This is a genomic window from Agromyces sp. NPDC056389 (genome assembly GCF_042262385.1).
Taxonomy (GTDB): domain Bacteria; phylum Actinomycetota; class Actinomycetes; order Actinomycetales; family Microbacteriaceae; genus Agromyces.
In genome coordinates this window covers 1,203,170-1,221,538 of the sequence record NZ_JBHJPN010000001.1, presented here as the reverse complement: position 1 = coordinate 1,221,538, position 18,369 = coordinate 1,203,170, and the positions used below count along the sequence as shown (strand labels likewise).

The window sequence follows — 18,369 nt, the reverse complement described above, 5'->3', positions numbered from 1 at the left end:
GCGCGCAGACGGTGACGCGGGGAACGCCGTGATGCAGACCGGGAACGGCCCCGTCGTCGGGTCGACGGAGCCGTTCGGTCGTGCTCGGCGCTCCTACATCGTCGGCATCAGCACCGAGTCGATGAGATAGACCGTCGCGTTCGCGGTGTGCACGCCGCCGCAGACGACCGCAGCGTCGTTGACCTTCAGGTCGTCGCCGGAGCCGGTCACCTCGACCGTGCCGCCCTCGACGGTCGTCTGCATGCCGACGACCTCGTCGGGCGAGAGCTGACCGGGCACCACGTGGTACGTGAGGATCTTCGAGAGGGTCGCCGAATCGGTCTTCAGCGACTCGATCGTCGCCGCGTCGATCTTGGCGAACGCCTCGTCGACCGGGGCGAAGACGGTGAACTCGTCGCCGTTCAGGGTGCCGACGAGGTCGACCTCGGGGTTCAGCTGGCCGGAGACCGCGGCGACGAGCGTCGTCAGCAGCGGGTTGTTCGAGGCGGCGACGGCCACCGGGTCGGTGGACATCCCGACGACGGAACCGGGGCCGTCGGGCACGGCGTCGGCGTAGGCGGCGCAGCCCGGGCCGACGAGATCGGCTGCGGGGTCTGCTGTCATCGCCTCTTCGCTCGGCTGGGTCTCCTCCGACGACATCGCGGGTTCGTCGCTCTCGGCGGCGCTGCCGCCCATGCTGCAGCCGGCGAGCCCGAGCGCGGCGACAGCCGTGATCGAGAACGCGGCGAGGGCGGTGCGGGTGCTGCGGTTCGTGGAACGCATCGGTCGACTCCTTCGTGAATGGCGACCGCGGAGCGGGTCGTTGCGAGGGGTTCGGCGCCCGCGGCCGATCGGATTGGTCGGCCCCGGCTTCGCCCCGACCAATCGGATCCGGCCTCCGCGCCGAACCACCGGCGACCCGAGAAAGCAGGACCCCGTGATCACCCTCGCCCTCATCGGCCTCCTCGGAGGCCTCATCACCGGTATCTCGCCCTGCATCCTCCCGGTGCTGCCGGTCATCTTCCTGTCGGGCGGGGCGCAGAGTGCGAGAGGCACGGCGGATGCCCCGGCGGCCGGGCGCTGGCGACCGTACCTCGTCATCGCGGGGCTCGTGGTGAGCTTCAGCGTCTTCACCCTCGTCGGCTCGCTCCTGCTGGCGCTGCTCGGACTGCCGCAGGACGTGCTGCGGTGGGCGGGCATCGTCGTGCTCGTGCTCATCGGCATCGGCCTCATCGTGCCCCGCTTCGAAGAGCTGCTCGAGAAGCCGTTCTCGTGGATCCCGAGGAGGAACGTCGGCACCGAGCAGGGCGGGTTCCCGCTCGGCCTCGCCCTCGGCGCCGTCTACGTGCCGTGCGCGGGGCCGGTGCTCGCGGCGATCACCGTCGCGGGGTCGACGGGCCGCATCGGGGTCGAGACCGTCGTTCTGACCGTGTCGTTCGCGGTGGGCGCCGCGCTGCCGCTCCTCGTCTTCGCCCTCGCCGGGCGACGGGTCGCCGAACGGGTCAGGACCTTCCGCACGCATCAGCGCGGCATCCGCATCACGGGCGGCGTCGTGATGATCGCGCTCGCCGTGGGGCTGGTCTTCAACCTTCCCCAACTGCTGCAGCGGCTCGTGCCCGACTACACGAGCGCGTTCCAGCAGGAGCTCGCCGATTCCGAGGAGGTCACGCGTGCGCTCGACCTCGGGGGGCTCGTGAACGACGAGAACGACGAGCTCGACCAGTGCACGAACGGCGCCGCCGACCTCGAGTCGTGCGGCACGGCACCGTCGATCAGGGGCATCGACCAGTGGTTCAACACCGACGGCGGGGCGCCGGTGAGCCTCGCCGGGCTCCGCGGTCGAGTCGTGCTCGTCGACTTCTGGGCGTACTCGTGCATCAACTGCCAGCGCTCCATCCCGCACGTCGTCGCCTGGGACGGCGCCTACCGCGACGCCGGGCTCTCCGTCGTCGGCATCCACTCGCCCGAGTACGCCTTCGAGAAGGAACCGCGCAACGTCGAGGCGGGCATCGCCGACTTCGGCATCGACTACCCCGTCGGCCTCGACAACTCGCTCGCGACGTGGACGAACTATCGCAACCGCTACTGGCCCGCGCACTACCTGATCGACGCCGACGGGGTCGTGCGCCACATCTCGTTCGGCGAGGGCAACTACGCCGCGACCGAGGGCCTCATCCGCGAACTGCTGCAGGACGCCGACTCCGAGGTCGTGCTGCCGCCCGTCACCGAGCAGGCCGACGACACCCCCGAGGCCGGTTCCACGACGCCCGAGAGCTTCCTCGGCACGACGAAGCAGGTGAACTTCGCCGGCGGCGAGCCGTATCGCCGGGCGACGACGGACTTCGTCTTCCCGAAGCAGCTCGCTGCAGACTCCTTCGCCCTCGACGGCGCGTGGGCGCTCGACACGCAGTCGATCGCCCCGTCGACGGGCGATGCGCGGGTGCGGCTCGACTACACCGCGCGCGAGGTGCGGATGGTGCTCGGCGGCGAGGGCACGATCGTCGTCGTCGACGACGGCGGGCAGCGGCGCGAGATCGCCGTCAGCGGCGTGCCGAGGTCGTACGAGCTCGTGAAGACGGATGCCGCGACATCCGGAACCATCATCGTCACCGTGAGCCCCGGTGTCGACGCCTACTCCTTCACATTCGGATGAACCATGTCATCGCACTGCAGCGCGCCGCCGTCGCGGCCCGCACGACGACCGGCACCCGATCTGGCAAGCTGGGGCGCGTGGCCGACCGCGACAGTGACCTCACTGCGCCGGTGCCCGATCCGACCGCCGAGCAACTGCTCACGCGCGTCGGCACGGGCGACCGGGACGCCTTCGGCGCGCTCTACGACCAGACGTCGGCGCGGGTCTTCGGCCTCGTGCGCCGGCTCGTGGTCGACCCGGCGCAGGCCGAGGAGGTGACGCAGGACGTGTACCTGGAGATCTGGCAGACCGCCCCGAGATTCGACGCGGCCCGCGGCGGCGCCCTCGCCTGGATGTTCACCCTCGCGCATCGCCGTGCGGTCGACCGCATCCGGGCGTCCCAGGCGGCGCGCGATCGCGACCTCCGCATCGGGGTGCGCGACCTCGACGTGCCCGTCGACACGGTCGCCGAAGCGGTCGAGATCAGGGTCGAGCACGAACGGGTGGTCGACGCGCTCGACGCACTCAGCGAACTGCAACGCGAGTGTGTTTCGCTGGCCTACTACGGCGGGCTCACGCAGACTGAGATCGCCGACCGCCTCGAGGTGCCCCTCGGTACGGTCAAGACCCGATTGCGAGACGGGATGATCAGATTGCGAACCGCATTGGGGGTGACGACATGAGCGAGCCGAACGAGCCACGCGATGAGCACGACGGGATTCGCGACGAGTCCGCGCCCGACGAGCTCGACGCGCTCCGCGACGCCGTCGCCGCGTACGCGCTCGACGCGGTCGATGCCGACGAGCGGGAGGCCGTCGAACGTGCGCTCGCCGACGACCCCGAGTTGCGGGGCGACGCCGACGGGTTCGCCGAGACGGCGGCACTGCTCGCCGGCGCGGCCGCGCCCGTCGAGCCGCCGCCCGACCTGAAGTCCCGGCTCATGGCGCAGCTCGACGGCCTGCCGCAGCAGCGTCCGGACGCTCTGGCGCCCGCGGCGTCCGTTGCACCGCCGCAGCAGCTTCCGGAGACCCCGGCGCCCGCTGTTCCCGCGGCGGCGCCGGCCGCGCCGCGCGAACCCGGCCCGGCCGAGCATGCCGCGCGGCGCCGCTGGTTCCAGCGTCCGGGGGCGATCATCGCGGCAGCTGCGGCATCCATCGTGCTCATCGCCGGAGCGATCATCGGAATCGGATGGACCGGACCCAACGGCTGGGGCGCGCAGCGCGAGATGGCGGCGATCGCCGAGGCGCCCGATGTGGAGTCGTCGACGCACGAACTCGAGGACGGCGGCGCCGTCACGCTGTACTGGTCGGCCGAGCAGGGCCGCTCGGGCGTCGTCGTCGAGGGGCTGCCCGATGTCGGCGCCGACTCGACCTACGAGCTCTGGTACATCGACGATGCGGGCGCGCAGTCGGCGGGCACCTTCGACGTGCAGGGCGACGAGACCTGGCGTGTGCTCGACGGCGACTTCGCGCCGGGTGTCGCCGTCGGCGTCACCGTCGAGCCCGCGGGCGGTTCGCCGCAACCCACGACCGAACCGATCGTCGTCATCCCCACATAGTCGACCTGCGACAACGGATGCCGCAGCGCCACTGCCTCTCGGTTAGGGTCTGAGTGCCCGTGGCCGAACGGCCGGGCCCAGCACACGATGAGGAGTGACGGATGCGCGTCGGCATGTTCCTGAATTACGCGGGCGGCTTCCGGGAGGTCGCCGACGAGGTCGTCGAGCTCGAGCGCGCAGGCGTCGACCTCATCGCCGTGCCCGAGGCGTACTCGTTCGACGCCGTGAGTCAGCTCGGCTTCCTGGCGGCCCGCACGTCGACGATCACCCTCGCCTCCGGCATCCTGCAGCTCTACACGCGCACGCCAACCCTCACGGCGATGACCGCGGCCGGTCTCGACTTCGTCTCGGACGGCCGGTTCGAGCTCGGCATCGGGGCATCCGGCCCGCAGGTGATCGAGGGATTCCACGGCGTGCCCTACGACGCACCGCTCGGCCGCACGCGCGAACTCGTCGACATCTGCCGCATGGTCTGGCGCCGCGAGCCGGTCGTGCACGACGGTCGCCGCTACAGGATCCCGCTGCCCGCGGGGGAGGGCACGGGGCTCGGCAAGCCGCTGAAGCTCATCAACCACCCCGTGCGCGAGCGCATCCCGATCACGATCGCCTCCCTCGGCCAGAAGTCGGTCGAGCAGACCGCGGAGATCGCCGACGGCTGGCTGCCGATGTTCTTCCACCCCGAGCGGGCGGCCGGCGTGTGGAGCGACGCGCTCGCCGCGGGCGCCGTCAAGCGCGCCCCCGAGCTCGCATCGCTCGACATCTTCGCGAGCCCGGCGTTCGCGATCACCGACCACCCCGAGCAGGTGCTGCCGCTCGTGAAGCCGCAGCTCGCGCTCTACATCGGGGGCATGGGCGCCCGCGGCAAGAACTTCTACAACGAGCTCATCTCGAGCTACGGCTTCGAGGCCGAGGCCGCGCACATCCAGGACCTCTACCTCGAGGGGCGCAAAGAGGAGGCGATCGCGGCGGTGCCCGACGAACTCGTGAGCGCGATCTCGCTCATCGGCCCGGCCGGTCACGTCGCCGAGCGGGTCGCGGCATTCGCCGAGGCCGGCGTGACGACCCTCGCCGTGACCCCGCTCGCCCGCAACTCCGCAGAGCGGGTCGCGCTCATGGCCGGGCTGCGCTCGATCGTCGGCTGACCTCGCGCCGCGGCATCCGCTTCGATCGGTCGATGAGCGGATGTCGCGGCTGCGAACAATCCCGGTGAAGTCGCGTCTGCCTCTGGCGCCCGGGCCGGGTACGGGGCTAGCGTGAGATCGTGCCCGCGATGAAGCGGGCGCAAGGGACACCTGGGGAGGAGCCGCCATGGCGGGAACGTTCGAGCTCTACGAGGATGCGAGCGGACAGTTCAGGTTCCGACTGAAGGCCGGCAACGGCCAGACGGTCGCGGCATCCGAGGCCTACACGACGAAGGCGGCCGCGCAGAACGGCATCGAGTCGGTGCGCACCAACGCCCCCGACGCACCCATCGTCGACCAGACCGCGTAGTTCGAGCGCCCGCCGAGGCGGTGCCCGGGAACGGGCGGCGATCGAGCGTGCCGGTGGTGTTGGGGTTCGTCGGCATCAGGGGGCTGCCGAGGTGCCGGTGCCGGCCGTTTCGTCGATCGTGACGACGTGGTCACCGTCGATCGTGCGCCGCCATGCGGCGTACGCCCAGACCGCGAGCGCGAGCATGGGCCCCCAGAACCACATCGGCAGCACGAGGTTGAACACGATGATCCCGCCGAGCGAGTCCGCGTCGAGCGACAGCAGGAGGATCGGCACCGCCGAGATGGTGATCACGGTGGCGGCGGCGAGGCCGGGCACGATGGCGAGCCGGGCCGGCACCGTGCGGCCGCCGATGCGGGGCATCCAACTCGGGAACACCCGCCCCCATCGCAGGACGAGTCCGAGTGTCAGGATGCTCGCAGCGACCGCGCCGGAGCCGAGCATGAGGCCGGTCGCAAGCGTCGCGGGGTCGAGTTCGCCGCGTGCCGGGGCGAACAACGGCCAGGGGGTGAGCCAGCTCGCACGCATGACCGCGTAGGGCAGCGGGCCGAGCGCGGCGAGCACGGTCAGCGCGCGTCGGTGGCGCACGAGCCACCCCTCGAAGCGGCGCAGTCCGCGGGTGGTGCGTCCCGCCACGATGGCGATCGCCGTCCACGAGAGCACGGCGACGACGGAGACGGCGGAGATCAGGATCAGCATGCCCTGGGCGGCGAGCGCGGCGCCGAACGAGACGAGGAAGGTGGTCACGCCGGCCCAGGTGAGCCCGGCCGACCAGACCGCCACGCCGATGAGAGCAGCGAGCAGCACGAGCAGCGGTACGCCGAGGCGGGGCGCACGCACGACGAGCACCGCGGTCGTCACGACACCGGCGACGACCGCGGCGAGTCCGAACAGGTAGCCGGCGAGGGTGATCGTGCCGGTGTCGCCGAGCACGAATGCCACGGCGAGGGCGCAGAGCGCCGCCGCGCCGGCGATGAGCGGGGCCCGTCGGGCGAGTGCCGCGGGGGCGGCCGTCGCGATCGCGACGACGAGGCCCACGGCGCCCGTCGCGACGACGGTCGCCGCGAACTGGGCGGGGCCGAGCAGGGCGCTCGCCGGGCTCTGCGACGTCGCGGTCGCGAACGGGTTCGACTCGGGCACGAGCCACCAGACGAGCCCGAGCGTGGAGATCGCCGCGGAGGCGAGCAGGGCGACTGCGCCGAGTGCGCGCAGCAGTCGCGTGGACGGCGCCGGGGGCGCTGTGGTGGAACCGGTGACCGGTTCTCGGACGGACGTCATCGATGCTCCTCTTCGTCGCTCGGGAGGGCCGCTCGATCGGCGGTCGCCCGAAGGGCCGGATCCGGCCCGCACCGGACAGCCTCCCGGCACGGAAGGCCTCTTCGCCTCACCCGGGCGGGTGACCCGAACGGTTCGGCACGGCCGGTAGCGTGGGGCCGATGAAGGATGTCACGACCGCCCCTGCGCGGGGCCCGAGCCCGACCGACTGGGCGTGGACGGCCGTGGCGGCGGCCGCGCTGCTGCCGTTCACCGTCGTCGAGGTGCTCGACGAGTCGGGCACGGCGGCGGCATGGTCGGTCGTCGTCCTCTCGCTCTACGGCATGCTGCACCTCACCGTCGCCGTGCGGCGGCGGTGGCCGCGTGCGGCGATCGTCGTGGCATCCGCCCTCATGCTGGCCCTCGTGATCGCGAGCCTGCCCGGCATGCCCGGGCTCGCCGTGATGCAGGCGAGCTCGCTCGTCTACCTCGCCGTCGTCTACTCCGCCGCCGCGAGCGACGACCACCTCGCGGGGCTCGCCGCGCTCGTCGTCGGCATCGTCGGCGCCGGGATCGTCACCTGGACGGTGCTCCTCTCGGGGCGGGCGAGCGACGCGGCGATGATCGCGAGCCCTTGGGCGGCGCTCACGCTGTTCGGCTCGCTCGGCGGCGGCATCGGCGCCGCCTGGGCGCTCGGCCGGTACCGGCGCGAGGCGCTCCGCAAGCTGGCGGCGCAGGAGCTCGCGATCGCGCAGGCCGCCGAGCTGCGGCATCAGGGCGAGCTGCGCGCGGTCGCCGAGGAGCGCCGCCGGATCGGCCGGGAGCTGCACGACGTCATCGCCCACTCGCTCGCAGTGATGGTCGCGCAGGCCGAGGCGTCGCGGTTGCTCGTCGGGCGCGACGACGACCGCGCCCGCGGCGCCGTGGAGCACGTCGTCTCGACCGGACGCGCCGCGATGGCCGACATGCGGGGACTCCTCGGTGCGCTCGCCGCGGTGCCCGACGGAGCAACCGGTGCCGCGCGCGACGGGTCGCCGGCACAGCCCGGTTCGCCCGAAGATTCCGCGCCCCGCGAGCCGAGCCCCGGCCTCGACGGCCTGCCCGCGCTCGTGGAACGCTCGCAGGCACCTGAGCGCACCGCCGAGCTGTTCATCTCCGGCGCCCCCGCCGAGGTGCGGCCGGGCGTCGGCCTGACGGCCTACCGGGTGGTGCAGGAGGCGCTTACCAACACGATGAGGCACGCGTCGCCGCCCACCCACTCGCGGGTGCGACTCGACTGGGGCGACGTGCTCACGGTCACCGTCGTCGACGATGGGTCGCCGTCGTCGCCGCCGCCGGCCGACGGCGCCGCCCGCGCCGCCGGGCGCGGACTGCGGGGCATGAGCGAACGGGTCGAGCAGGCGGGCGGCGAGTTCGAGGCAGGGCCGAGCTCGGATGCACGGGGGTGGCGCGTCGTCGCGAGGCTGCCGCTCGCCGTTGCGGGCGAATCCGAGGAGGTTGCGCGATGACCGCTCCGCGCATCCGTGTCGCGCTCGCCGACGACCAGGAGCTCATGCGCTCCGCCCTCGAGGTCATGCTCGAGGCGTCGCCCGGCCTCGATCTCGTCGCGCAGGCCGCCGACGGCCTCGAGCTCCTCGAACGGCTCCGGGTGCACCGCGCCGACGTCGTCGTGATGGACGTGCGGATGCCCCGGCTCGACGGCATCGAGACGACGAGGCGGGTGCGCGCGGAGCATCCGGCCAGCCGGGTGCTCGTGCTGACCACCTTCGACCTCGACGAATACGTGTTCGCAGCCGTCAGAGCCGGGGCGAGCGGGTTCCTGACGAAGGATGCCTCGGCTGAGGAGCTCGCGGCCGCGATCCGCGCCGTGCACGCGGGCGACGCGATGCTCGCGCCCCGCGCGACGGCGAGTCTCGTCGACTTCGTCGCGCAGGTTCCCGGGCCGGTCGACGCCGAGACGCTGCTCGAGCCGCTCACGGCCCGGGAGCGCGAGGTGCTCGCCCTGCTCGTCACCGGCGCCTCGAACGAGCACATCGCCGCCCGGCTCTACCTGACCGGCAACACCGTGAAGACGCATATCAAGGCGATCCTCGCGAAGCTCGAGCTGCCCGACCGGGTGCACGTCGTCATCTGGGCCTACGAGCACGGGATCGTGGCGGGGTGACGTGCAATCGCGCACTGGGCTCATGGAAGAATGGTCGGCGAGCCCCTCTAGCTCAGTTGGTAGAGCAGCGGACTTTTAATCCGCGGGTCGTCAGTTCGAGCCTGACGGGGGGCACCGTTCCGGCGCGGCGGAGTATCCTGTTCCGAATGGCCGCAGACTTCCACCGCCCCACCAAGCTCCCGCCGGGCATGTTCGAGGACTTCGTGGGCGGCGCCGACCCCGCGCAGCTCAGCCGGGCCGCGCATGACACCGCCGCGGCACTGCTGGCGCGGGTGCGGGCGGACCCCGATCCCGAGATCGTCGCGCGGCTCATCGACTACACCGACCAGCACGGCATCGACGCGATCGCCGAGCTCTGGTCGCGATCGTCGGCGAAGAGCCTGCCGGGTGCGCTCTGGCGCATCTACCTGCTGCGCACGCTCATCGGGCAGGACGCCGAGATGCTGAGCCTCGCCTACCGCCGCGGCACCGATGTGTCGCGGACCATCGACCAGGTCGTCGCGGGCGCGGCCGCGCCCGCGGGGCCACCCGAGGTGCGCGATGTCGCCGACCGAGTGCTGCACGGCGCCTTCACGGGTGATTTCGCCATCGCCCTCGACCGGGCGGCGGCCTTCGCGCGCGTCTGCGCGGCCGGGTTCGCGAGCCTCGCCGATGATGCGGACGCCTCGGACACGGTGCATCCCGACCGCCCTGCGGCCTTCACCCGCCGCGCCCTGCGCCTCACCGAACTGGCCGACGAACTCAGCGCGTGCGCACGGCTCTGGCGACGCGACGCGCTCGACTGACGAACCCGCAGGGGCGGGTGGGAATGAACTCGCTCCCGACGTCGTTTAGAATTGACGTGGCCGGCCGCAGTAACCCCGGGCTCCAATATTCGCCGCTCCGAGCGGCCTCGCGCCGAGAGGCGTTCCTGCGGCCGGCCTCTTGCATGCCCGGCTCCTGACGCCGCAACGTGAGCCGACGATCGGATGCCTCGGCACGGCGCGAGCCCGCGGCATCCGCGTAGCATCGGAGCATGCCCGAGACCGTCACGCTCCTCATCGAACCCGCACCCGCCGATGCTCTCGACCTCGACGTCGCGTCGACCTTGCGCGACGTCGACGCAGCAGCTCCCGCGCTCCGCGTCGGGGAGCTGTCGACCCAGCGCGGCGACGGTATCTTCGAGACCATCGGCGTCGTCGACGGCCACGCGCAGGAGACCGGGCCGCACCTCGCGCGCCTGCGCAACTCCGCCCTCATCTGCGAACTGCCCGAGCCGAATCTCGCCCAATGGCGAGTCGCCATCGACACGGCGGTCGCGCGCCTCCCGCAGCGCGGCGAGTTCGCGATCAAGCTCGTGCTGAGCCGAGGCGTCGAGCACGGGCCGGCCCCGACCGCATGGCTGCACGCCGTGCCCGCGACGGACTTCACCGCGGTGCGCGAACGCGGGGTGGCCGTCGTGACCCTCGATCGCGGCTACGCGCACGACGCCGCCGAGCGCGCGCCGTGGCTGCTGCTCGGAGCGAAGACCCTCAGCTACGCCACCAACATGGCGGCGCTGCGCGAGGCGCACCGACGCGGCGCCGACGACGCGATCTTCCTGTCCTCCGACGGCTACGTCATGGAGGGGCCGACATCGAGCGTCATTCTCCGGCACGGCGACGTCTACTCGACGCCCGCGCCGTCGGGAGCGATCCTGCACGGCACCACGCAGCAGAGCCTCTTCGAGCACCTCGAGTCGACGGGTCGCGCCACGGAGTACCGCGACATCCCCGTGGCCGAGCTCGCCACCGCCGACGCGATCTGGCTCGTCTCCAGCGTGCGTCTCGCGGTCGGGGTGACCCGTCTCGACGGGGGATCGATCGCGGGCGACGCCATCGAGACGCGCGCGTTCAACGACTACCTGCGGTCGCCCCGCGACTGACCGGGGCCGGGCTCAGCCGAAGCGGCCCGAGACGTAGTCCTCGGTCGCCTGCACCGACGGGTTCGAGAAGATCGTCGTGGTGTCGTTGTACTCGATGAGGTTGCCGGGCTTGCCCGTGCCCGCGATGTTGAAGAACGCGGTCTTGTCGCTGACACGAGAGGCCTGCTGCATGTTGTGCGTCACGATCACGATCGTGTACTTCTGCTTGAGGTCCTCGATGAGGTCCTCGATCGCGAGTGTCGAGATGGGGTCGAGCGCCGAGCACGGCTCGTCCATGAGGATGACCTCGGGGGAGACGGCGATCGCCCGCGCGATGCAGAGACGCTGCTGCTGGCCGCCCGAGAGCCCCGAGCCGGGGCGGTCGAGACGGTCCTTGACCTCGTTCCACAGGTTGGCGCCGCGCAGCGACTTCTCGACGAGCTCCTCGGCGTCGGGCTTGGAGATCCGCTTGTTGTTGAGCTTCACGCCCGCGAGCACGTTCTCCTTGATCGACATCGTCGGGAACGGGTTCGGCCGCTGGAAGACCATGCCCACCTGACGGCGCACGAGCACCGGGTCGACGTCGGGGTCGTAGAGGTTGTTGCCGTCGATGAGCACCTCTCCCTCGACGCGCGCCCCGGGGATGACCTCGTGCATGCGGTTCAGCGTGCGGAGGAAGGTCGACTTGCCGCAGCCCGAGGGGCCGATGAACGCGGTCACGCTGCGGGGCTCGATCGCGAGGTTCACACCCTCGACGGCGAGGAACTTCGAGTAGTAGACGTTGAGGTCGCGGACCTCGATGCGCTTGGACACGGGTTTCCTTTGCTTGCGGGGGTCAGCGGCCGAACTTCGGCGCGAAGAATCGGGCGACGAGCCTCGCGATGAGGTTCAGCGCCATGACGATGAGGATGAGGGTGAGGGCGGCTGCCCACGCGCGGTCGAGGAACGCCTGCGGGGGATTGCCCTGGTTCGCGTACTGCGTGTACACGTACACGGGCAGAGACTGCATGCGATCGGAGAACAGGTTGTAGTTCATGCTCGCGGTGAAGCCGGCGGCGATGAGGAGCGGTGCCGTCTCGCCGATGACGCGGGCGATCGAGAGCATGATGCCCGTCGTGATGCCGGCGATGGAGGTCGGCAGCACGACCTTGACGATCGTCAGCCACTTCGGCACGCCGAGCGCGAAGGCGGCCTCGCGGAGCTCGTTCGGCACGAGGCGGAGCATCTCCTCGCTCGAGCGCACGACCACGGGGATCATGAGGAGCGAGAGCGCCACGGCGCCGGCGATGCCGGTGCGAGTGCCGGGGCCGAGGAAGATCGCGAACAGGGAGTAGGCGAAGAGGCCCGCGACGATCGACGGGATGCCGGTCATGACGTCGACGAGGAAGGTGACCCCGCGCGCGAGCTTGCCGCGCCCGTACTCGACCAGGTAGATCGAGGTCATGAGGCCGATCGGGATCGAGATGACCGCGGCCGCGCCCGTCATGAGCAGGGTGCCGATGATCGCGTGCAGCGCGCCGCCGCCCTCGCCGGTGACGTTGCGCATCGACATCGAGAAGAAGTCGGCGTCGAAGCGGGCGGCGCCGAGCGTCACGACCGTGATGCCGAGCGAGACGAGCGGAATCATCGCGAGGAGGAAGGCGCCCGTCACGAGCGCCGTGACGAGGCGGTCCATCGCCCGACGGCGTCCCTCGACGAGCGTCGAGAACAGCCAGATCGCGGGGATGTAGAGCAGGGCGCCGACGAAGAGCGCCCCGCCCCAGTTGTAGCCGGAGCCCGACCCGAACGAGACGACGCCGAACACCGCGGCCGAGACGGCGACGGCGGCGGCGAGGATCGTCCACGGCGCCGACTTCGGCAGCCGTCCGGCGGTCAGCGAGTTGGAGATGGCGACGCCGGTCTCCGGAGGCCGAGTGGTCTGGATGGTCATCAGTTGGCTCCCGAGAATTCCTTGCGGCGGCTGACGATCCAGCGTGCGAAGGCGTTGACCGCGAAGGTCACGACGAAGAGGATGAGGCCGGTGGCGATCAGGACGTTGACGTTCAGTCCGTACGCCTCGGGGAAGCTGAGTGCGATGTTCGCCGCGATCGTGTTCGGGTTGACCGAGGTCAGCAGCTGGAAGGTGATCACCGGCGAGGCGGAGAGCACCATCGCGACGGCCATCGTCTCGCCGAGCGCGCGACCGAGGCCGAGCACCGAGGCGGAGATGATGCCCGAGCGGCCGAAGGGCAGCACCGCCGTGCGGATCATCTCCCAGCGCGTGGCCCCGAGGGCGAGGGCGGCCTCTTCGTGCAGCACGGGCGTCTGCAGGAACACCTCGCGGCAGATGGCCGTCATGATCGGCAGCACCATGACGGCGAGCACGAGGGCCGCGGTCAGGATCGTGCGGCCCGTCGCCGAGGGCGTGCCGCTGAAGAGCGGGATCCAGCCGAGGTTCTCGTTCAGCCAGGCGTAGGCGCCGACGAGCGCCGGGGCGAAGACGCCGATGCCCCACAGGCCGAAGACGACCGAGGGCACCGCGGCGAGGAGGTCGACGACGTAGCCGAGCACCGAGGCGAGCCGGCGGGGCGCGTAGTGCGAGATGAAGAGGGCGATGCCGATGGAGATCGGCAGGGCGACGAGGAGCGCGAGCGCGGCCGCCCAGACGGTGCCGAAGACGAGCGGACCGACGTAGTCCCAGAAGTTCGTCTTGAGGATCGAGGCGTCCTCGCTCGAGGCCACCACTGCAGGGATGCTCTGCACGATGAGGAAGATGGCCACCGCGGCCAAGGTGACGAGGATCATCGATCCCGCGAACACCGCCGAGCGGGAGAAGACGAGGTCGCCGATGCGGAGCTTCGCCTTGATCGGGGCCTGTGCGGACGTCATCTGGTGCGTTCCTCGGAGTTCTTGAGTCGGATTCTGGAGACGCGATCATGCCCGACCCCGCCGCGAACGAGCGGGGTCGGGCACGAACCTACTACTGGATCGAGTCGATCGCAGCCGTGATCTTCTCGCGGAGCGAGTCCGAGATCGGAGCCGAACCGGCGTCGGCCGCCGCGACTTCCTGGCCCTCGGGGCTCGCGATGTACGAGAGGTAGCCCTTGACGAGGTCGACGTTCGCCGGGTCCTCGTACTGGCCGCACGCGATGAGGTAGCTCACGAGCACGATCGGGTAGACGCCGGCCTCTTCCGAGGTGCGGTCGATCTCGATGGCGAGGTCGCCGTCTGCGCGGCCTTCGGCGAACGGCGAGTGGTCGACGATCGCGGCAGCGGCCTCGGGCGAGTACGGCACGAACTCGTCGCCGACCTTGATCGAGACGGTGCCGAGGTCACCGGCGCGCGACGCGTCGGCGTAGCCGATGGTGCCGTTGCCGTTGCTCACGGCGTCGACGAGGCCCGAGGTGCCCTGAGCGGCTTCGCCGCCCTCGAACGGCCAGACGCCGTCGGCTTCCCAGGTCCACACGTCAGCAGCTGCTGCGCCGAGGTACTCGGTGAAGTTCTCGGTGGTGCCCGAGTCGTCCGAGCGGTGCACGGGCGTGATGGCGAGGTCGGGGAGGGTCGCGTCGGGGTTCGTCGCGGCGATCGCCGGGTCGTTCCAGTTGGTGATCGTGCCGGCGAAGATGCCCGCGACGGTCGCCGCGTCGAGGTCGAGCGAGTCGACGCCCTCGACGTTGAAGATGACCGCGATCGGCGAGATGTAGAGGGGGAGCTCGACGATCGTCGAGTCGGGAGCGCACTTCTTGAAGCCGCCCGCGGCGAGCTCCTCGTCCTTGAACGCGCGGTCGGAGCCGGCGAAGTCGCTGGCGCCCTCGAGGAAGGTCTCGCGACCTGCACCCGATCCGGAGGGGTCGTAGTCGACGGTGACGTCGGGGTTCGCGGTCTGGAAACCGGCGATCCACGACTGCTGGGCCGCATCCTGCGAGGATGCGCCCGCGCCGACGAGGTTGCCCGAGAGCGTCGATGCCGACTCCGACGGAGCTGCGCCGCCTTCGTTCGTGGCACAGGAGCTGAGCGCGATCGCCGCGGTGACGGCGATGACGGCGGGCACGCCGAGACGCTTGAGGTTCACGTGAATTCCCTTCCGGGGTTCGATTGCAGGTTGTGGGCCGGTGCCGACCCGCCTGCGACGCTAATGAGCGCGCCTTACGAGCATCCGTTACGACGGTAAACAGCAGGTGAACGACCGCTGTCGCACTGGACTCGCCCCCGGAATTCCGCGGCTTCGGGCGCGCGGTGCGTGCGGTGGGAGGCGCGCCTCCTCGACCCGCGGAGTCGTCAGGCGCGCGGTGCGTGCGTCTCGATCGCGATGATTCCCGAGCCAGGGCTCGTGGACGAGAGGTGCACGACGCTGAACGAGCCGGTCTCGAGCCCAGCGGCATCCGTCACGTAGGAACCGAGCGGTGTGCCGGTGGCGAGCGCCAGCTCTCGCATGATCTCGGGAAGCACGGGGCGGTGGCTGCAGATGATCGCGCTCCGACCGGCGCGCACCCGCTTGCCGACGACGCGTCGCACCTCGTCTTCGCCGGCCTCCCACGCGTCTTGGCTGATGCCGGCGTCGCGCTTGATCTCGATGCCGGTGGCGGCGGAGAGCGGAGTGACCGTCGTGACGCAGCGCACGGCCGGACTCGACACGATGCGCTGCGGGGCCCATGCGCCGAGCGTCGCGACGAGTCCCGCCGCCTGTTCGACCCCGCGTTCGGTCAGCGGCCGCGCGGCGTCGTCGCCCTTCCAGCCCGAACGGCCGACGGCCTTGCCGTGTCGCACGAGCGCGAGCGCGAAGGTCGACGTGACGTCCTGGTCGAGGAGCTTCGAGAAGGCGTCGAGGATCTCGACATCGGGTTCGTAGCTCAAGTAGCCGCGGGCGCGCTTGACGGTGACCCATTCGAGCGCCGCGACCTCGGCATTGGGCTTGAACGTCGAGCGCTGCACGGCGCGGTCGCTCACCTCGGCGGCCCAGTAGTGCACGATCTTCTCGCGGCCGCTCGGCAGCGGATACCGGGAGACGCCGAGCGGCACGCCGAGCGCGACGGCGAGGCCGGTCTCCTCCTCGATCTCGCGCACGGCGGTCTCGGGCAGGGACTCGCCCGGGTCGACCTTGCCCTTGGGGATCGTGACATCGCCGTAGACCGTGCGGTGGATGACCAGCACGTGCACCTTGCCGTCGATGAGGCGCCAGCAGACGGCCCCCGCGGCGTAGATCGCCGTCGTCACCGCCGTGGTCCCGATCGCGGGCGCTGCCCCGAGCGGGTGCGCTGGCCGATCTGCTGCATGAGCCTATTCTGCATGTCGTCGAGCGGATGTCCCGCCTCGTCGGTCGCGTGGCGGACCCAATCGCCCGACCCGTCGAGCCACCACGAGCTCGTCGTGTCCGCCATCGCGAGGTCGAAGAGCGCGTCGATCTCGGTCAGGTGATTCGGGTCGGCCAGACGTACGAGGGCCTCGACCCGGCGGTCGAGGTTGCGGTGCATCATGTCGGCCGAGCCGATGTAGACCTGCGGATCGCCGTCGTTCAGGAACGAGAAGACACGCGAGTGCTCGAGGTAGCGGCCGAGGATCGAGCGCACGGTGATGTGCTCGCTCAGCCCCGGGATGCCGGGGCGGAGGCTGCAGATGCCGCGCACCCACACCTCGACCGGAACGCCGGCGTTCGATGCACGGTAGAGCGCGTCGATGATCGCCTCGTCGACGATCGAGTTCACCTTGATGCGGATGCCCGAGGGGCGCCCGGCCTCGGCGTTGGCGATCTCGCCCGCGATGAGCTTCAGGAGGCCCTTGCGCAAGTGCAGCGGGGCCACGAGCAGTCGCTTGAACTTCTTCTCGATGGCGTAGCCCGAGAGCTCGTTGAAGAGACGGGTGAGGTCTTTGCCCACCTGGTCGTCGGCGGTGAGCAGGCCGAGGTCTTCGTAGATGCGACTCGTCTTCGGGTTGTAGTTGCCGGTGCCGATGTGGCTGTAGTGGCGGAGGCCGCCCTTCTCCTGCCGGATCACGAGCGCGAGCTTGCAGTGCGTCTTCAACCCGACGAGGCCGTAGACGACGTGCACGCCGGCCTTCTCGAGCTTGCGCGCCCACGAGATGTTGGCCTGCTCGTCGAAGCGGGCCTTGATCTCGACGAGCGCGAGCACCTGCTTGCCCGACTCGGCCGCATCGATGAGCGCCTCGACGATCGGGCTGTCGCCGGAGGTGCGGTAGAGCGTCTGCTTGATCGCGAGCACGTCGGGGTCTGTCGCCGCCTGCTCGAGGAAGGCCTGCACGCTCGTGGCGAAGGACTCGTAGGGGTGGTGCAGCAGCACGTCTTGACGCGAGATGGCCGTGAAGACGTCGGCGCGCAGGTTCGAGTCGCTCGGCTGCAACTGCAGCGCGGTCGTCGGGACGTGGGTCGGGTAGTGCAGCTCGGGGCGGTCGAGGCGTGAGAGGTCGAAGAGGCCGCCGAGGTCGAGCGGGGCGGGCAGGCGGAAGACCTCCTGCTCGGTGACGTCGAGCTCGCGCACGAGGAGCCCGAGCGTCACGTCGTCCATGTCGTCGGTGATCTCGAGGCGGATGGGCGGGCCGAACCTGCGGCGGAGCAGTTCCTTCTCGAGCGCCTTGATCAGGTTCTCGGTCTCGTCCTCCTCGATCTCGACGTCTTCATTGCGCGTGACGCGGAACACGTGGTGCTCGACGATCTCCATGCCGGGGAAGAGGTCGCCGAGGTGGTTGGCGATGAGGTCTTCGAGCGTGATGTACCTGGCGTCTTCGATCGACTCGCCCGGGTCGACCCGCACGAACCGCGGCAGCATCTGGGGCACCTTGACGCGCGCGAACTCCTGCCGGCCGGTGCGGCTGTTGCGCACGCGCACGGAGAGGTTGAGCGAGAGGCCCGAGATGTAGGGGAAGGGGTGGGCCGGGTCGACCGCGAGCGGCATCAGCACGGGGAAGATCTGCTTCGAGAAGTAGTCGCGCAGGTGCTCGCGCTCGACGTCGCCGAGCTCGGCCCAGGTGATGACGCGGATGCCGGACTCCGCGAGCGTGGGCTTCACGAGCTGCTGGTAGGCGGCGGCGTGTCGCTCCTGCAGTTCGTGCGCCTTCGCCGAGATGTCGCTCAGCACGTCGAGCGGTGAGCGGCCGATGTTCGAGGGCACCGCGAGGCCCGTGACGATGCGCCGCTTCAACCCGGCGACCCGCACCATGAAGAACTCGTCGAGGTTCGACGCGAAGATCGCGAGGAAGTTCGCCCGCTCGAGCACGGGAACCCGCGGGTCTTCGGCGAGCTCGAGCACGCGCTGGTTGAACGCGAGCCAGCTGAGCTCGCGGTCGAGGTAGCGTTCGGATTCGAGCTCGGGCGCGCCTTCGAGGTCGAACGGCTCGAAGTCGTCGTCGAAGTCGCTCGACGTGCGGTCGTCGAGGATGCTGTCGGCGGTCATCCTGACATCATGCCACTGGGGTGTGAC

General features: G+C 70.7%; 17 protein-coding genes and 1 tRNA gene. 10 read left to right on the top strand and 8 right to left on the bottom strand.

Features of this window, described 5'->3' with window-relative positions; all coding sequences use genetic code 11:
* Nucleotides 1-93 precede the first annotated feature (93 nt).
* Complete coding sequence (locus ACFCVM_RS05685) at nucleotides 94-762, bottom strand: fasciclin domain-containing protein (protein WP_375834947.1); 669 nt, start codon at nucleotides 760-762, stop codon at nucleotides 94-96.
* 154 nt (nucleotides 763-916) lie between these two features.
* Between ACFCVM_RS05685 and ACFCVM_RS05680 the strand changes: the two genes are divergently transcribed.
* The 5 genes from ACFCVM_RS05680 to ACFCVM_RS05660 all read left to right on the top strand — a co-directional run bounded on the left by ACFCVM_RS05680 (nucleotide 917) and on the right by ACFCVM_RS05660 (nucleotide 5,660).
* Nucleotides 917-2,632, top strand: a complete 1,716-nt coding sequence (locus tag ACFCVM_RS05680; RefSeq protein ID WP_375834944.1) for a cytochrome c biogenesis protein DipZ — start codon at nucleotides 917-919, stop codon at nucleotides 2,630-2,632.
* Entirely contained in the window at nucleotides 2,629-3,294 is a 666-nt protein-coding gene (sigK, locus tag ACFCVM_RS05675) for an ECF RNA polymerase sigma factor SigK (RefSeq protein WP_375834941.1), read from the top strand. Before ACFCVM_RS05680 ends, sigK begins: the two co-directional genes overlap by 4 nt.
* Nucleotides 3,291-4,169 (top strand): anti-sigma factor domain-containing protein, encoded by an 879-nt coding sequence (locus ACFCVM_RS05670; protein ID WP_375834939.1) that lies wholly within the window; start codon nucleotides 3,291-3,293, stop codon nucleotides 4,167-4,169. The genes sigK and ACFCVM_RS05670 overlap by 4 nt, the downstream gene beginning before the upstream one ends.
* 101 nt (nucleotides 4,170-4,270) lie before the next feature.
* Nucleotides 4,271-5,311: an LLM class F420-dependent oxidoreductase gene (locus ACFCVM_RS05665; RefSeq protein WP_375834937.1), complete on the top strand. Its 1,041-nt coding sequence runs from the start codon at nucleotides 4,271-4,273 to the stop codon at nucleotides 5,309-5,311.
* Between the two features lie 166 nt (nucleotides 5,312-5,477).
* Nucleotides 5,478-5,660, top strand: a complete 183-nt coding sequence (locus ACFCVM_RS05660; protein WP_375834934.1) for a YegP family protein — start codon at nucleotides 5,478-5,480, stop codon at nucleotides 5,658-5,660.
* Nucleotides 5,661-5,735: 75 nt separating this feature from the next.
* Here the strand turns inward: ACFCVM_RS05660 and ACFCVM_RS05655 are convergent, their stop codons facing one another.
* Nucleotides 5,736-6,938: a hypothetical protein gene (locus ACFCVM_RS05655; RefSeq protein ID WP_375834931.1), complete on the bottom strand. Its 1,203-nt coding sequence runs from the start codon at nucleotides 6,936-6,938 to the stop codon at nucleotides 5,736-5,738.
* Nucleotides 6,939-7,096: 158 nt separating this feature from the next.
* Here ACFCVM_RS05655 and ACFCVM_RS05650 point away from each other — a divergent pair, with 158 nt between their 5' ends.
* The 5 genes from ACFCVM_RS05650 (at nucleotide 7,097) to ACFCVM_RS05630 (ending at nucleotide 10,981) form a co-directional block, all read left to right on the top strand.
* On the top strand, nucleotides 7,097-8,422 hold the full coding sequence (locus ACFCVM_RS05650; protein ID WP_375834928.1) for a histidine kinase: 1,326 nt from the start codon (nucleotides 7,097-7,099) through the stop codon (nucleotides 8,420-8,422).
* Nucleotides 8,419-9,078, top strand: coding sequence for a response regulator (locus ACFCVM_RS05645; protein WP_375834926.1), 660 nt, complete (start codon nucleotides 8,419-8,421; stop codon nucleotides 9,076-9,078). Before ACFCVM_RS05650 ends, ACFCVM_RS05645 begins: the two co-directional genes overlap by 4 nt.
* Before the next feature lie 41 nt (nucleotides 9,079-9,119).
* Nucleotides 9,120-9,192, top strand: a tRNA-Lys gene (locus ACFCVM_RS05640).
* Nucleotides 9,193-9,224: 32 nt separating this feature from the next.
* Nucleotides 9,225-9,863 (top strand): DNA-directed RNA polymerase subunit beta, encoded by a 639-nt coding sequence (locus ACFCVM_RS05635; RefSeq protein ID WP_375834923.1) that lies wholly within the window; start codon nucleotides 9,225-9,227, stop codon nucleotides 9,861-9,863.
* A gap of 230 nt (nucleotides 9,864-10,093) precedes the next feature.
* Nucleotides 10,094-10,981 (top strand): aminodeoxychorismate lyase, encoded by an 888-nt coding sequence (locus ACFCVM_RS05630; protein WP_375834920.1) that lies wholly within the window; start codon nucleotides 10,094-10,096, stop codon nucleotides 10,979-10,981.
* Between the two features lie 12 nt (nucleotides 10,982-10,993).
* Here the strand turns inward: ACFCVM_RS05630 and pstB are convergent, their stop codons facing one another.
* The 6 genes from pstB to ACFCVM_RS05600 form a co-directional block, all read right to left on the bottom strand.
* Nucleotides 10,994-11,773: a phosphate ABC transporter ATP-binding protein PstB gene (pstB, locus tag ACFCVM_RS05625; protein WP_375834918.1), complete on the bottom strand. Its 780-nt coding sequence runs from the start codon at nucleotides 11,771-11,773 to the stop codon at nucleotides 10,994-10,996.
* A 22-nt stretch (nucleotides 11,774-11,795) separates the two neighbouring features.
* A complete protein-coding gene (pstA, locus tag ACFCVM_RS05620) occupies nucleotides 11,796-12,890 on the bottom strand; it encodes a phosphate ABC transporter permease PstA (protein WP_375834915.1) in 1,095 nt (364 codons plus the stop codon).
* The gene (gene pstC, locus ACFCVM_RS05615) at nucleotides 12,890-13,828 is read right to left on the bottom strand and encodes a phosphate ABC transporter permease subunit PstC (protein ID WP_375834912.1); all 939 of its coding nucleotides are present in this window, start codon (nucleotides 13,826-13,828) and stop codon (nucleotides 12,890-12,892) included. The genes pstA and pstC overlap by 1 nt, the downstream gene beginning before the upstream one ends.
* A gap of 91 nt (nucleotides 13,829-13,919) precedes the next feature.
* Entirely contained in the window at nucleotides 13,920-15,011 is a 1,092-nt protein-coding gene (locus ACFCVM_RS05610) for a phosphate ABC transporter substrate-binding protein PstS (protein WP_375834909.1), read from the bottom strand.
* 206 nt (nucleotides 15,012-15,217) lie between these two features.
* Nucleotides 15,218-16,153, bottom strand: a complete 936-nt coding sequence (locus ACFCVM_RS05605; protein ID WP_375834906.1) for an NUDIX domain-containing protein — start codon at nucleotides 16,151-16,153, stop codon at nucleotides 15,218-15,220.
* On the bottom strand, nucleotides 16,150-18,342 hold the full coding sequence (locus ACFCVM_RS05600; protein ID WP_375834904.1) for an RNA degradosome polyphosphate kinase: 2,193 nt from the start codon (nucleotides 18,340-18,342) through the stop codon (nucleotides 16,150-16,152). Before ACFCVM_RS05600 ends, ACFCVM_RS05605 begins: the two co-directional genes overlap by 4 nt.
* Between the last annotated feature and the right edge of the window lie 27 nt (nucleotides 18,343-18,369).

Excerpts from the sequence above, each read along its gene's own strand:
- ACFCVM_RS05655 (WP_375834931.1), bottom strand. The coding sequence starts at position 6,938 with ATGACGTCCGTCCGAGAACCGGTCACCGGTTCCACCACAGCGCCCCCG.
- pstC (WP_375834912.1), bottom strand. The coding sequence starts at position 13,828 with ATGACGTCCGCACAGGCCCCGATCAAGGCGAAGCTCCGCATCGGCGAC.
- ACFCVM_RS05650 (WP_375834928.1), top strand. The coding sequence starts at position 7,097 with ATGAAGGATGTCACGACCGCCCCTGCGCGGGGCCCGAGCCCGACCGAC.
- ACFCVM_RS05665 (WP_375834937.1), top strand. The coding sequence starts at position 4,271 with ATGCGCGTCGGCATGTTCCTGAATTACGCGGGCGGCTTCCGGGAGGTC.
- ACFCVM_RS05635 (WP_375834923.1), top strand. The coding sequence starts at position 9,225 with ATGGCCGCAGACTTCCACCGCCCCACCAAGCTCCCGCCGGGCATGTTC.
- ACFCVM_RS05685 (WP_375834947.1), bottom strand. The coding sequence starts at position 762 with ATGCGTTCCACGAACCGCAGCACCCGCACCGCCCTCGCCGCGTTCTCG.
- ACFCVM_RS05645 (WP_375834926.1), top strand. The coding sequence starts at position 8,419 with ATGACCGCTCCGCGCATCCGTGTCGCGCTCGCCGACGACCAGGAGCTC.
- sigK (WP_375834941.1), top strand. The coding sequence starts at position 2,629 with ATGAACCATGTCATCGCACTGCAGCGCGCCGCCGTCGCGGCCCGCACG.
- ACFCVM_RS05630 (WP_375834920.1), top strand. The coding sequence starts at position 10,094 with ATGCCCGAGACCGTCACGCTCCTCATCGAACCCGCACCCGCCGATGCT.
- pstA (WP_375834915.1), bottom strand. The coding sequence starts at position 12,890 with ATGACCATCCAGACCACTCGGCCTCCGGAGACCGGCGTCGCCATCTCC.
- ACFCVM_RS05600 (WP_375834904.1), bottom strand. The coding sequence starts at position 18,342 with ATGACCGCCGACAGCATCCTCGACGACCGCACGTCGAGCGACTTCGAC.
- ACFCVM_RS05660 (WP_375834934.1), top strand. The coding sequence starts at position 5,478 with ATGGCGGGAACGTTCGAGCTCTACGAGGATGCGAGCGGACAGTTCAGG.
- ACFCVM_RS05670 (WP_375834939.1), top strand. The coding sequence starts at position 3,291 with ATGAGCGAGCCGAACGAGCCACGCGATGAGCACGACGGGATTCGCGAC.